Here is a 14420-nt window from a genome sequence, read left to right as displayed (position 1 = left end):
GTTTTATATTCTATTTAGAAATATGTATTTAAAGATACGCGTAGATGTAGTGACTAGGCTTTAACGGCATGAGGATGGGGCTTCGTAGGTGGCTCTGTTAAGATGTTTGCCTTTCTTTCCCCTGTTAACCTAGGAATGCACTATGAGCGCTGAGCAGGACTTCCTGATTGCCCCTTCGATTCTTTCCGCTAATTTCGCGCGTCTTGGTGAAGAGGTCGACAACGTGTTGGCCTCTGGAGCCGATATTGTCCATTTCGATGTCATGGATAATCACTATGTGCCGAACCTGACGATTGGGCCGATGGTATGCAAAGCACTGCGTCAGCATGGCGTGACGGCGCCGATTGATGTGCATCTCATGGTCAAGCCGGTGGATCAGATGATTGGTGATTTTAGCGAAGCTGGGGCAAGTTACATCACTTTTCACCCAGAAGCCTCTGAGCATGTGGATCGTTCGCTACAGCTGATTCGTGATAGTGGCTGTAAAGCAGGGCTGGTTTTTAATCCGGCGACGCCGCTGTCATACCTGGATTATGTCATGGAAAAAATCGATATGGTGCTGCTGATGAGCGTCAACCCGGGCTTTGGCGGCCAGTCATTTATTCCTGGTACGCTGGATAAATTGCGTGAAGCACGGGCACGCATTGATGCCTCAGGTCGCCCTATCCGCTTAGAAATCGATGGTGGTGTTAAAGTGGATAACATTGCTGATATCGCTGCGGCAGGTGCTGATACCTTTGTCGCTGGCTCGGCTATTTTTAGTGCTCACCAGAAAAGCGATCCGCACGGTTACGATAGTGTTATCCAGCAAATGCGTGCCGAGTTGGCAAAAGCCAACGGTTAAGCGATAAGCTCAATGCAATTTCATGCGGGGCTTTAAATAACGGTTTAGCTTATCAACCAGCCACGCCAACCCTGTTTTTGGCGCGCCATGAATAGAGAGCTGATGCATTCGGTAAAGCGAAGCGTAGGCTTGGCGCGCTAACCAGCCTTCCAAAAATAGTCCACGAGACGCGGAACTGCGCATCAGATTGCCTACGGCATCGTAGCGGGCAAGCGACACTAACGAGCCGTGATCGCGATACGTAAAATTTTGCAGGGGTTTGCTCTCTAGGCAGTGCACAAGGTTTTTGGCCAGTACTTTGGCTTGTTGATGAGCAGCCTGGGCGCGAGGTGGTACGGTGCTGTCTTCGCCTTGGGGGCAGTTGGCACAGTCGCCTATGGCAAAAATATAGGGGTCATCGACGCTCTGCAGCGTTTGAAGAACATTAATTTGATTTTTCTTATTCGTGCTTAGGTCTAGTTCAGCCAAAAAGGGCGGTGCTTTAATGCCGGCTGCCCACACGTTCAGGTCCGTTTTGATAACCTCACCATCGCCGGTCACCAACTGATACTGCTGAGCCTCTTGAATAGCGGTGCCGACGTGGACGGCTACGCCCATGCTTTTAAGCTCTTGTTGCACGGTTTCGCTAATACGTTCGGATAAACCTGGTAGCAGGCGGGGTGCAGCTTCGATGAGGTGTACGCTGATTGTTTGGTGGTCAATGGCAGTTACGCCGTAGGCGTTAAGCAAGCGTGAAGCGTCCAGAAGCTCGGCAGAAAGCTCTACGCCTGTGGCGCCACCGCCTACAATGCCAATGGTCAGTTCAGCGTTTTGGCGCAGCGCTGGATCGGTATAACGCAAAAAGGTATTGATCATATCGCGCTGAAACGCTTTAGCCTGCTGAGGTGAATCAATAAAGTGACAGTGTTCAGCAACGCCTGTTGTGCCAAAATCATTGGAAATACTGCCGAGCGCTATGACTAGATAGTCGTAAGTCAGCTGCCGAGAGGGAAGGACTTCATCGCCGTCTTCATCCTTAATGGGCGCTAGATGAATGACTTTTTGTTTGCGATCTAGGCCATTTAACGAGCCGCGCTGGTAACGGTAATGGTGCGCGGAAGAGTGCCCACGGTAATCGACCTCATCCATACTGGAGTTCAATACCCCAGTGGCAAGTTCGTGCAGCAATGGTTTCCATACATGGGTGGCATTGCTATCTAACAGGACAATTTCAGCACGCTTTTTTTTTCCCAGGGTACGCCCTAAACGTGTTGCTAGGGCAAGACCACCGGCACCGCCGCCGACAATCACAATTCGAGGAATGGCCATTGCTTTCTCCTTACATAAGATAGTCTCAGCATAGAACTTTCCCGTATGTCTGGCGACGTGCTAAGCAGGTAAGATAATAAAATTTAATAGCGTGTCTGAGAAAGACTTTTGGGGAGAGCGCGACGTGCATGCAATTTTGCAGGGTAAGCGGTTAATAGCATTTGATCTAGATGGCACGTTGATTGATTCGGTTCCGGATCTGGCGGTGGCGGTTCGGCATGCGCTCGATGACGTTGGACTACCTGTGCCCGGTGAAGAACGTGTACGCGACTGGGTAGGTAATGGCGCTCAGGTACTTATTGAAAGGGCGCTAACTTGGGCATTATCAGTTGCTCCGGGGCAGGCATTGCAAGCCACTGCCTATGAGGCTTTCATGTGCCATTACGCGGCTGCCCCCAATGCGCTAACTCAGCTCTACCCAGGGGTGCGAACAGCACTGCATGATTTGTACAAGGCAGGCTATTCACTGGTATTGATTACCAACAAGCCGGAACGATTTATTGCCCCAATTTTAGGTCACTTTGATCTATTGCCGCTATTTACGCACTGCTTGGGCGGCGACAGTCTGGCCGAGAAAAAACCCAGCCCGCTGCCGCTACTCTATATGGCTCAACGGCTAGATACTCCACCTTCGGCAAGTGTTATGGTGGGTGATTCGCGCCACGACATTGCTGCGGGCAAGGCCGCTGGCTTTACCACCGTGGCGTTACCTTACGGCTATAACCACGGTGAGCCAATCGAGCATAGCCAGCCTGACCTGATCATTAGTTCATTGCTGGCGCTAACCGAATAAAAAACGCTGCCGAGGCTATTTTTCTGCCCGTGCGCCGCCTAGGTATTTATGCAGTAATTCAGCGTTATGGCGCAGCATGGCAGGGTAGTTATAGGCAGGGCCGTCGGCATCACTCAAGGTGTCTACGTATAAGGGCCCTGCCAGTGTAAGTCCTGTTTCTCGGGCATGCGCATCCATGTGAATATAGGGCGAGGTACTTTCATAGAACAGCGCCGGCGGTCGCTTGTGGGAAAGATGCACACTCATTGCTTCCATTGCTTGCGCACTGCCAATCGTCTCACTGCTAATTCCCCAAATGGCCGCGTACTCAAAAACGTACGCGCGGGCGAAGTAGGCCATGGAGGCTTCACTGGTGGTGAGCATGCGGTTGGTTTGCGGTATGCCTTCCAGTCGCTCTCTGATCTGTCGATCTAATAGCGCCAATGCTTCACGAGTCTCAGTAGCCCGTGTGGTAAAGGCATCAGCGTACTCGGGGTAGTGCTTAATAAGGGTTTTTTCTATCACATCAACATAAGCAGCTGCCCCCTTTGGGTCCATCCACATATGCGGGTCAGAATCATCTTTATATTGACCTACCGGTATCATTAGCGGCTCATAATCGGCGCTTTCTGCAAGGGCTGTCAGCGTGAGCGAATCGTCTGCCATCGCTTCAATATGCCGTATCCATGGTTCAAGTCCGTATCCGTTGTAGAAAACAATGTCAGCTTTCTCAATGGCCAAGACATTTGGCGGTTGAAGCTCCCATCGGTGAACGTTTTCACCTGCTGGCACAATGGTTGTAATGCTGATGCTGTCTCCCGCCACGCGCTTTATTAAATCTTTAATGACTGAAAACGAAGCGATAACGTTAAATGAGGTGTTCCCCTGCGCGTGAGTACTGCTGACAGTCGTCATCAATACGAGCGTGATTATCCAGTGTGCTCGATTGTTCATGTCACGCTCCTAACGCGTTAAAAAGTCGGCAGATAATAAAGATAGTATAGGCCTGTTGCCAGTTTCATTGTGATGCCAAACCGTTTGAACCATTGGCGCGTTTGTAGATGTCGTCTGCAGTTTCGCCATGCGGGGTTAACCTTTATGCTGTTAAAAGGTCTGCAAACAAAAACAGCAGCTCATAGGGCACCCATCTAACAACAAGCTTAGCCCTTATATGATCTAACCTAGCGCTTAAAAACAGCTCTTATAAACAGCTCTTTTGGATAGTGTGCAATGACTTCTCAAATTGGTGTGACCTCACGCCGACGTCGTGGTTTCCCCCAGGGGCGCGTCGTGGCACCCGTAGCGCTGGCGGCGTTACGGGAACTATTAGGTGACGAGCGTCGCCTCCCGGCTCTTAAGGGCCGCGACTTATTAATCGAACATTTGCACGCTATCCAGGATGCTCACGGCTATTTATCCCTGGTCGAACTGCGTGCCTTAGCAACGTACATGAACCTGCCTATGGCGGCGGTGTACGAGACCGCTACGTTTTACGCTCACTTCGATGTGATTCATGACCACCAAGTGCCTCCTCCCGATACTACTATTCGCGTGTGTGATTCGCTTTCTTGTCAGTTGGCTGGCGCGAGTGCTTTGCATCAAGCACTTGAAGCGCGCGTTGACCCTGACTGCGTACGTGTCATTCGTGCTCCCTGCATGGGGCGTTGTAACCATGCGCCGGTTGCCGAAGTCGGGCACCACCACGTGCTTTATGCCACGGCGGACGGTGTCGAGGCTGTGGTCGATACTGGCCACTTTCACCCAGAAGCGATTGTTTGGCAGCGTCTAGCCGCCTATCAGCAAGAGGGCGGCTTTCAATTGCTAGCGCAATGCCATAATGGTCACGTAAGCGTCAATGCGCTGAGCACACTGTTAGAAAAATCCCAGCTTCGCGGGCTTGGTGGGGCTGGCTTTCCCACTTTCAAAAAGTGGCAGGCAGTGCGCCAAGGGGCTGGGCCGCGTTACTGTGTGATTAACGCGGATGAGGGTGAGCCTGGCACTTTCAAAGATCGCTTCTACCTTGAAAAAGCCCCACACCAATTTTTGGAAGGAGCATTGGTTAGTGCCTGGGCGATAGAGGCCGAGCGGCTCTATATTTACCTGCGCGATGAGTACCCAGGGCTTCATCGCGTGCTACATGAGGCGATTGCCGAATTGGAAGAAGCCCAGCTGGTATCACCTGGGTTTATTGTCATGCGTCGTGGCGCAGGGGCCTACATATGTGGCGAAGAGTCGGCACTGATTGAATCGCTTGAAGGTAAACCCGGCAAGCCTCGCCACCGGCCTCCCTATGTCGCCCAACAAGGGTTATTCGACCGCCCGACATTGGTCAATAACGTTGAAACGGTTTACTGGATACCCCTCATTTGGAAGAAGGGGGCTGAGTGGTTTGCTGGGCAGGGGCGCAATGGCAGAAGTGGCCTGCGCAGCTTTTCTGTTTCCGGACGGGTAAATCGACCTGGTGTTTATCTTGCGCCTGCAGGTATTACGCTACGTGAGCTAATTGATGAGTATTGCGGTGGTATGGCTAAGGGGCACGTGCTTGCCGCGTACCTTCCCGGCGGAGCATCCGGAGGTATTTTGCCTGCTAGCAAGGCGGATATTCCGTTAGATTTCGACACCCTCAATGCGCACGGCTGCTTTATTGGCTCGGCGGCTATTGTGGTGCTTTCCGAGCACGATAATTTACAGGCCGTTGCCACTAATTTGTTGGCTTTTTTTACAGATGAATCCTGTGGGCAGTGCACTCCCTGCCGGGTTGGTACTGAAAAGATGTTGACCCTGCTTGAGGGCGATCATTGGGATGTGCAAGCACTGTCGCGGCTTGCCAAGGTTATGCAGGACGCGTCGATTTGCGGTTTAGGCCAAGCCGCACCGAACCCAGTTCTTGGGCTGCTAAAAGATTTTCGCTCCATCCTTGCTAAACAGCAGATTATTGTCAGCGATGCGGCTGAAGGGGACGCGCCATGACTACTGAGTTTTCGCTTATCCTGGATGACCACGAGGTTATTGCCTATCCCGGTGAGACTCTATGGCAGGTTGCCAAACGTGCCGGAGAAACTATTCCCCACCTTTGTTTCAAAGAGGCCCCGGGTTACCGTGCCGACGGTAACTGCCGGGTTTGTATGGTCGAGATTGATGGCGAGCGCGCCTTAGCCGCCAGCTGTATACGGGACGCAATGCCGGGCATGGTGGTGCGCAGCGCCAGTTCTTCCCGCGCAGTGCAGGCTCGTGAAACCGTACTGGAGCTGTTCATGGCAGACCAGCCAACCCGAGCGGAAAGTCCTGACCGCTCGAGCCATTTTTGGGCGATGGCTGAGCAATTATCGGTTAATGACGATGCCGTGAAAGCATGGCTTCCGCCGCGCCGTAAAGTCCCAGTGACTCACGCGGCGGCGGCTCCCTCTATCCACCAGCCGGATATCAGCCACCCGGCTATGCAGGTTAATTTAGACGCCTGCATTACCTGCAACCTGTGTGTCCGTGCCTGCCGTGAGGTGCAAAGCAACGACGTGATTGGTCTGGCTCAGCGCGGCGCGTCCGCCACCGTTGTGTTTGATTTTAACGACCCGATGGGCGACAGCACCTGTGTGGGCTGTGGCGAGTGTGTCCAGGCTTGCCCGACGGGTGCGCTAATGCCTGCTTCGCTGGTAAATGCGGCTGGGCACGGTGATTCAGAAAGTCAGCGTCAGGTTGATTCCGTTTGCCCCTACTGTGGCGTGGGTTGCCAGCTTACTTACCATATTAATAACGACTCCTTGGCTTACGTGGAAGGGCGCAATGGACCTGCCAACCAGGGCCGTTTATGCGTGAAAGGACGCTTTGGATTTGACTATGTCAGCCATCCGGCACGGCTCACCAAACCGCTGCTGCGTAAACCTGGTGTGCCAAAGGCTCTCGACGCGAGTTTTGATCCTGCTAAGCCGCTTAGTCACTTCCGGGAGGCCAGCTGGGAAGAAGCACTAGAGGTTGCAGCGAGCGGTTTAATCAACCTTAAAACTGCCCATGGCCCGAAAGCATTGGCAGGCTTTGGCAGTGCCAAGTGTTCCAATGAAGAAGCTTGGCTATTCCAGAAACTGGTGCGTACAGGGTTTGGCAGCAATAACGTTGATCACTGCACCCGGCTGTGTCACGCCAGTTCGGTGGCTGCGCTAATGGAGTGCCTGGGGTCTGGGGCGGTGACGGCATCGTTTATGCAAGCCTTAGAAGCAGACGTCGTGATTCTTACCGGCTGTAACCCTGCAGTCAATCATCCAGTGGCCGCCACATTTTTCAAACAAGCCGCTAAACGCGGCACTGAGATTATTATTCTCGACCCTCGCGGGCAGGCATTAGATGCCTATGCCAGCCTAAGCGTGCGTTTTACACCGGGTGCCGATGTTTCGTTGTTCAACGCATTGCTTCACGTGATCATTGCTGAAGGCCTCTATAACCAAGCCTACATTGACGCCCACACGGAAGGCTTTGAAGCGCTGAAACAGAGCGTGGCCCACAGCACTCCTGAAGCCATGAGCGCATTTTGTGGCGTTGCGCCTGATACTCTTCGAGAGGTGGCGCGGCGCTATGCCAACGCCGAGAAAGCCATGATATTCTGGGGTATGGGCATTTCTCAGCATACCCATGGCACCGACAACGCCCGCTGCTTGATCTCACTGGCGCTGGCTTGTGGCCACACAGGCCGTCCAGGCACAGGCCTGCATCCACTGCGCGGGCAGAACAATGTGCAGGGTGCCTCGGATGCTGGGCTGATTCCCATGGTGCTGCCTGACTATCAGCCGGTGGGGGATAGCCAGTTGCGAGCCGCCTTTGAAGCGCTATGGAACTCGCCGCTTAGCGATGAGCCCGGGCTGACAGTGGTGGAAGTAATGAACGCTATCCACGCTGGCGAGGTGCGCGGAATGTATATCCTAGGTGAAAACCCAGCGATGTCTGACCCGGACCTGACCCATGCCAGGGCGGCGCTTGGCAAGCTGGAGCACTTGGTAGTGCAGGATCTTTTCGTCACTGAAACCGCCCAGTTTGCTGATGTCATTCTGCCGGCTTCAGCCTGGCCTGAAAAAGATGGCACCGTGACTAACACCAACCGCCAAGTGCAGTTAGGCCGCGCGGCGCTGCCGTTACCGGGAGACGCTAAGCCGGATTGGTGGATTATCCAGGAGATTGCCAAGCGCTTTGGGCTAGGTTGGAACTATGCCCACCCCCAGGAAGTGTTCGTAGAAATGCAGCAAGGCATGCCCTCGTTTAATCACATCACCTGGGAGCGGCTGGCGCGGGAAGGTTCGGTTACTTACCCATGCCCAGCGGATGATTTGCCTGGCCAGGACGTGGTGTTTAGCGACGCTTTTCCACGCAGCGGTGGCTTAGCCAAATTCTCCCCTACGCACCCCTTGCCGCCGGATGAACCGTTGGATGATGCCTACCCCACGGTATTAACCACCGGTCGACAGCTAGAGCACTGGCATACAGGCTCCATGACAAGACGTAGCCACGTGTTAGACGCGCTAGAACCCGACGCCGTAGCCAGCCTCTCTCCAGGTGAACTAAACCGTCTAGGCGTTGCACCAGGAGAAAAGCTGACGATCACAACGCGACGAGGAACGATTACGCTAACCGCCAGAATGGATTCGAAAATACCCGAGGGTATGGTGTTTGTGCCGTTTGCTTATGTTGAAGCAGCGGCCAACTTACTGACCAACCCAGCACTTGACCCCTACGGTAAAATACCGGCGTTCAAATACGCGGCTTGTCGGTTAGCGCCTTTAAATGAAAGGTGAATGTGTCAGCGAGTCCTTAGCTCTGCAAGTGATGCTTAGCATGGGGTATCATCCCCACAAAGTGGTTTTATTAATGTGACGGAGTAAGTGGGGCGATGGCGCAAGTGCAGGCAGTGAAGCGTGTGTTGATGATCGATAACTACGATAGCTTCACATTCAATATCGTCCAGTACTTGGGTGAGCTGGGAGCTGAAGTAGTGACCTATCGCAACGATGAGCTTACCCTTGAACAAATTGACGCCTTAGCGCCTACCCATTTGGTTATTTCGCCTGGGCCATGTACCCCTAATGAAGCGGGCATATCGCTGGCGGCTATTGCCCACTTCGCGGGTAGGCTGCCTATTTTGGGAGTTTGTCTTGGGCATCAGGCGATTGGACAGGTTTACGGTGGTAAAGTGGTACAGGCGCCTCAGGTGATGCATGGCAAAACCTCGGCAGTGATCCACCTTGGGCAGGGTGTGTTTAACGGTTTGGAAAATCCCCTTGAAGTCACCCGTTACCACTCGTTAGTGGTGGAACAAGAAAGCCTGCCTGATTGCTTCGACATCACCGCCTGGACGGCAGATGATGACGTCACCCCGGGGTTAATTATGGGGTTTCGGCACCGCACTTTGGATGTGGAAGGCGTTCAGTTTCATCCTGAATCAATACTCACACGCCAGGGCCATGCGTTATTGGCCAATTTTTTACAACGCGGCTGATTGCCAACTTTTTACGCTTTAGGGGCTTTTCTGTTCATGCAAATGCGAGATGCAATTAACGCGGTGATGCGCCGCGAAGACCTCTCTTTCGATGCGATGCACACGCTAATGCGCCAGATTATGACCGGCGAAGCTTCCGAGGCGCAAATTGGCGGCCTGCTGGTGGGCCTTGCCATGAAAGGCGAAAGTGCTGTGGAGATCAGCGCCGCCGCTCAAGTCATGCGCGATTTAATGAAACGTGTTGAGTTACAGACCGATAACGTGGTGGACATCGTGGGGACTGGCGGCGATGGAGCTAACTTGTTCAATGTCTCTACGGCAGCCAGTTTTGTGGCCGCTGCCGGGGGCGCACATGTTGCCAAACACGGTAATCGCAGCGTTTCATCGTCGTCGGGCAGTGCAGACCTTTTTGATATTGCGGGTATTTATCTTGACCTTAAGCCTGAGCAAGTGGCTCGTTGTATCGAGCAGGTGGGCGTGGGCTTTATGTTTGCTCCTAATCACCACCCGGCCATGCGCTACGCGATTGGTCCACGCCGAGAGATGGGGGTGCGGACCTTGTTTAACATCCTTGGCCCATTGACTAACCCCGCCAGTGCGCCTAACCAAGTGCTGGGTGTTTATTCGCTTGAATTGGTGCCGTTGATGGCCGAAGTGCTGCGAAAGCTTGGTAGTCGGCACGTACTGGTGGTGCACTCTGAAGACGGGTTAGATGAAATTTCGCTGGCGGCACCGACGCGCGTGGCTGAACTACAAAATGGCGAAATTACTGAGTACACCATTACCCCGGAAGAGCTAGGAATTGAGCGCCAAAGCTTAGCGCCACTAAAAGCGAACAGTGCTGAAGACAGCCTGAGATTAGTGAAAGCCGCATTGAGTGGTGAGGGTGCTGCGGCAGATATAGTAGCGCTCAACGCTGGGGCAGCACTTTACTGCTCTGGTGTGGCGGATAGCTTAAAAGAGGGTGTGATGGTTGCTCAGGATGCCCAAGCCTCAAAGTTACCGCTAGAGAAGCTTCGAGAGCTTTCACACTTTACTAGCGTCTTTAAAGGGTAAAAAAATCTAATGACTGACCAGACAACACCAACCATCTTAACGCGTATTTTGGCGCGTAAAGACGAAGAAGTAGCCGAGCGCCAACAGGCAGTATCTGAAGCCGATCTGCTGGCGCTGGCCGACAAACAGAGTGCCCCGCGTGGCTTTATTAATGCGCTAAATGCCAGGATTGCCGCAGGCGACGCGGCAGTCATCGCTGAGATCAAAAAAGCTTCGCCTTCCAAAGGCGTGATACGTGAAGATTTTCATCCCGATGAGATCGCTAAACGTTATGCCGAGGGCGGCGCGGCTTGTTTATCAGTGTTGACCGATGCGGATTTTTTCCAGGGGCATGAGGATTTTTTGATCGCTGCCCGAGACGCCTGTGACCTTCCTGTCATTCGTAAAGATTTTATCACCCATCGCTATCAAGTAACCGAAGCCCGTGCTATCGGAGCAGACTGCATCTTGCTGATTGTGGCTGCCCTAGACGATACTCAACTGCGTGATCTGCATCAGCAGGCCAATGACCTGGGCATGGATGTGCTTGTCGAAGTGCACGACGCTGTTGAGCTAGAGCGAGCCCTGGCGCTGGATCTAAAATTGGTTGGTATCAATAATCGCAACCTGCATACTTTCGAGACTAGCCTTAACACCACGCTGGACCTTCTGCCACGCATCCCCGAGGGTGTGACAGTTATCACGGAGTCCGGTATCCATACCCTCGATGATGTAGAACTTATGCGTGACCACGAGGTGAATGGCTTCCTGGTCGGCGAAGCCTTTATGCGCGAAGAGGACCCAGGTCTGGCCCTCAAACGGCTATTTTTTTAATCAACGGTGTTTGAAACGTTTATTACGTTTATTAACTTGCCTGCTTCAGGAACGTAAGCAGTGCCTGAAGCGGGTGAGGCAACGTTTGCGCCGAATAACGTTTCACCTGGCTGCGGCAGGAGTAGCCTGTTGCCAGTAGCCTGCCCGCGTTGTCGTCTGCTTCCACCTGAGGTTGCCAGGACTGGGCATAAATGGTTTTCGACGTTTCGACGTTACGGGTTTCATGCCCGTAGGTACCGGACATGCCGCAACAGCCTGTGGTGGCTAACTCAAGCTGCAAGCCAAATGCCGCAAACACCTGTTGCCATGCTTTGGGGCTGCCTGGGGCGTTGGTTTTTTCGGTGCAGTGAGACAGCAGCTTAAAGCCTGGGTCGGTGAGCGTGAGCTGGCTAGGCGCTAACGTATTGGTACGGGTGGCCAGCCACTCTTGCAGCATCAGCACGCTGGGCACCTGCTCGGCACCTAAGGCTTTGACGTACTCCTGGCGGTAGGTCAGCGTCATCGCCGGGTCGATCCCCACCATCGGCACCTCAAATTCGGCCAACGCCCGCAGGCGCTTGGCCTGCTTTTCCGCCGTATGCTCAAAGGCACCCAAAAATCCCTGTACCTGCAGCGGCTTTCCGTTGGCGGAAAACGGCATCACAAATACCCTCAGATTAAGCCGGGAGAGCAACTCCACCACATCCATCACCAGCTTGGCTTCAAAGTGCGTGGTGAAAGCGTCTTGAACGATAATCACGCTGTTAGCCCGCTGCTGCTCAGTAAGCAGTACCAGCGAGGTGGGCGTGGCTTCTGCGACGCCCCAGGCGCGCAGCTGTTTCTTCACACTGGCACGGGAGAGTAGCGGAGAGTCGCTCATTCCCAGCCCTTTACGCATCAGGCTATCCACCCAGCGCTGGTTGAGCAGGCTGTTGTACAACGGCGCGACCTTGGCCAGTGTCGGCAGCATGAACTCGGTGCCACCGATTATGTAATCGCGCAGCGGGCGTAAATAGCGGCCGTGGTAGACCTCTAAAAACTGCGAGCGGAATTGCGGCACGTTGACTTTAATCGGGCATTGCCCCGCACAGGATTTACACGCCAAACAGCCTGCCATGGCGTCATACACCTGATGGGAATAGTCGTGGTGTTGCTGTGTGCTAACGGTGTTCATGGCACGTTTAGGGAAACTTTTGATAAAGCCCCAGGTACGCTCAGCTTTTTTCTTGCGTGACTCTTCCACCACATCAATACCTGCCGCCTGCTGCAGGCGCAGCCACTCACGCATCAGGCTGGCACGGCCCTTGGGCGAGTGCACCCGGTCGCGGGTGGCCTTCCAGGAAGGGCACATAGGGTCGTCAACATCGTAGTTGTAACAGGCACCGTTGCCGTTGCAATACACCGCCGCGTCGTAAGCCTGCCAGGCACGCTCATCAATGGTGCGGTCCAACTGGCCACGCATCGGAACGCCATCGACGGTTAACAGCTCAGGGTCGCTGTCTTTGGCGATCAGGTCATTGCTTTCGGCGGGAGACGCGATTTTGCCCGGGTTTAATTGGTTATGTGGATCAAACGCGGCTTTGACCCGCTGCAGGCTGGGGTACAGCTCGCCAAAGAATTTAGGGCCGTACTCTGAACGTACGCCTTTGCCATGCTCCCCCCATAACAAGCCGCCGTACTTCTGAGTGAGTGCCACTACTTCATCGGAAATCTCCCGAATCAGTTTTTCCTGCTCGGGATCTTTCATATCCAGCGCTGGGCGCACGTGGAGCACCCCCGCATCCACATGGCCGAACATCCCGTAGGAAAGCTGTCGAGCATCTAACGCGGCGCGGAACTCAGCAATAAAATCAGCCAGATGTTCTGGTGGTACGGCGGTGTCTTCTACAAACGCAATCGGGCGTTTTTCACCCTGCACGTTCCCCAGCAAGCCCACCGAACGCTTGCGCATGGCGTAAACTTTTTGAATCTGCGGGCGGCCTTCGGCCAAGGTATAACCTAAACGCTCGACGGTCGCATCGCGGCCAAGGTGCTCGGTAAAGGAACGAACGCGTTCAGCAAGGGCACTTTCATCATCGTCGTTAAACTCAATCAGGTTAATGCCGCGAATTGGCGTGCTGCTGGTGGCGGGGAAGAACTCTGCCACGCTGTCCCAAACAAAATCTTCCATGGCCAGCTGCAGCACGGTGTCATCGATGGTTTCAATTGAGGTAGGGCGTGCGCTAGCGGTCATTAGCGCTTTGGCATCGCGCAGCGCCTCCATAAAGCTGGCATAACGCACGTTAACCAGGGTGGAGAACGATCGAATCGGCAGTACATTGAGCACTGCTTCATTCAAAAAGCCTAACGAGCCTTCCGAACCACACAGCAGGCTATTCAAATTCAGCTGGCCGTCCGTTTCCCGCAGGTGAGCCAAGTCGTAGCCGGTCAAGCAGCGGTTAAGCGGCGGAAATTTCGCCTCAATCAGCTCGCGCTGCTGGTCAATAATCGTGGCGGCGGTGGTGTACACGCGGCCGAGAATACCTGGTTGCTGGCACTCAGACTGCTCTTCGTCCGACGTTAACGCACGGCTGTGCAAGTGCTGACCACCCAGCAGAACTGTATCCAATTCCAGCACGTGGTCACGGGTTTTACCGTACTCGCAGCTGCCTTGACCGCTGGCATCGGTGGAGATCATGCCGCCGATGGTAGCGCGGTTAGAGGTCGATAGCTCCGGGGCAAAAAACAGCCCGTGGGGCGTTAAGGCGGCGTTCAACTGATCCTTCACTACGCCTGCCTGAACGCGTACCCGCCGTGCCTCTACATCGATCTCAAGAATCTGATTCATATGACGGGAAACATCGACCACGATTCCGTCGGTCAACGACTGGCCATTGGTACCCGTGCCGCCCCCCCGCGGCGTGAGCACAATATCGCGGTGGGGCAGTTCCGCCGCCAGCTTGGCCAGACGCTCAAGATCTTCTGCATGCTTCGGAAACACCGCCGCTTGAGGCAGGCGCTGGTAAATCGAGTTATCCGTCGCCAGCACGGTACGGTTGGCGTAATCAGGGGCAATCTCGCCTTCAAAGCCGCGGGCGCGCAAGGCTTCGAGAAAGCGCACATAATGGGTGCTTAGGCGTTTAAACGGGGCCGTACGAGAATCCAAAGATGCAATCATAGTTGATCAAGCCGTC

General features: G+C 54.0%; 10 protein-coding genes. 7 read left to right on the top strand and 3 right to left on the bottom strand.

Translation table 11 applies throughout. The features are described 5' to 3' along the window. Positions 1-142: 142 nt before the first annotated feature. The gene (gene rpe / locus ELY33_RS01800) at positions 143-844 is read left to right on the top strand and encodes a ribulose-phosphate 3-epimerase (protein ID WP_126943044.1); all 702 of its coding nucleotides are present in this window, start codon (positions 143-145) and stop codon (positions 842-844) included. 9 nt (positions 845-853) lie between these two features. On the opposite strand, the gene ELY33_RS01795 is transcribed toward rpe, so the two are convergent. Next, on the bottom strand, positions 854-2152 hold the full coding sequence (locus tag ELY33_RS01795; protein WP_126943041.1) for an NAD(P)/FAD-dependent oxidoreductase: 1299 nt from the start codon (positions 2150-2152) through the stop codon (positions 854-856). A 124-nt stretch (positions 2153-2276) separates the two neighbouring features. Between ELY33_RS01795 and ELY33_RS01790 the strand changes: the two genes are divergently transcribed. Further along, on the top strand, positions 2277-2945 hold the full coding sequence (locus ELY33_RS01790) for a phosphoglycolate phosphatase (RefSeq protein WP_126943038.1): 669 nt from the start codon (positions 2277-2279) through the stop codon (positions 2943-2945). A 15-nt stretch (positions 2946-2960) separates the two neighbouring features. Here ELY33_RS01790 and ELY33_RS01785 read toward each other — a convergent pair whose 3' ends face one another. After that, positions 2961-3878 carry a metal ABC transporter solute-binding protein, Zn/Mn family gene (locus tag ELY33_RS01785; RefSeq protein ID WP_126943035.1) on the bottom strand — a complete coding sequence of 306 codons (918 nt, stop codon included), beginning with the start codon at positions 3876-3878 and terminating at the stop codon, positions 2961-2963. A gap of 276 nt (positions 3879-4154) precedes the next feature. On the opposite strand from ELY33_RS01785, the gene ELY33_RS01780 reads away from it, so the two are divergent. The 5 genes from ELY33_RS01780 to trpC all read left to right on the top strand — a co-directional run bounded on the left by ELY33_RS01780 (position 4155) and on the right by trpC (position 11268). Then, positions 4155-5894 carry an NADH-ubiquinone oxidoreductase-F iron-sulfur binding region domain-containing protein gene (locus ELY33_RS01780; RefSeq protein ID WP_126943032.1) on the top strand — a complete coding sequence of 580 codons (1740 nt, stop codon included), beginning with the start codon at positions 4155-4157 and terminating at the stop codon, positions 5892-5894. Next, on the top strand, positions 5891-8698 hold the full coding sequence (gene fdhF / locus ELY33_RS01775; RefSeq protein ID WP_126943029.1) for a formate dehydrogenase subunit alpha: 2808 nt from the start codon (positions 5891-5893) through the stop codon (positions 8696-8698). The genes ELY33_RS01780 and fdhF overlap by 4 nt, the downstream gene beginning before the upstream one ends. Before the next feature lie 95 nt (positions 8699-8793). Next, entirely contained in the window at positions 8794-9399 is a 606-nt protein-coding gene (locus ELY33_RS01770) for an anthranilate synthase component II (RefSeq protein WP_126943026.1), read from the top strand. Positions 9400-9435: 36 nt separating this feature from the next. Then, a complete protein-coding gene (gene trpD, locus ELY33_RS01765; protein WP_126943023.1) occupies positions 9436-10455 on the top strand; it encodes an anthranilate phosphoribosyltransferase in 1020 nt (339 codons plus the stop codon). A 9-nt stretch (positions 10456-10464) separates the two neighbouring features. Next, positions 10465-11268 (top strand): indole-3-glycerol phosphate synthase TrpC, encoded by an 804-nt coding sequence (trpC, locus tag ELY33_RS01760; protein ID WP_126943020.1) that lies wholly within the window; start codon positions 10465-10467, stop codon positions 11266-11268. Positions 11269-11299: 31 nt separating this feature from the next. Here the strand turns inward: trpC and ydiJ are convergent, their stop codons facing one another. After that, positions 11300-14404 (bottom strand): D-2-hydroxyglutarate dehydrogenase YdiJ, encoded by a 3105-nt coding sequence (gene ydiJ / locus ELY33_RS01755; protein WP_126943017.1) that lies wholly within the window; start codon positions 14402-14404, stop codon positions 11300-11302. Between the last annotated feature and the right edge of the window lie 16 nt (positions 14405-14420).

Origin of the sequence: Vreelandella andesensis (assembly GCF_003989795.1) — a bacterium.
In the GTDB taxonomy this organism is placed as follows: domain Bacteria; phylum Pseudomonadota; class Gammaproteobacteria; order Pseudomonadales; family Halomonadaceae; genus Vreelandella; species Vreelandella andesensis.
Note: the sequence above shows the minus strand (reverse complement) of the source record. Positions and strands in the feature narration are given on the sequence as shown.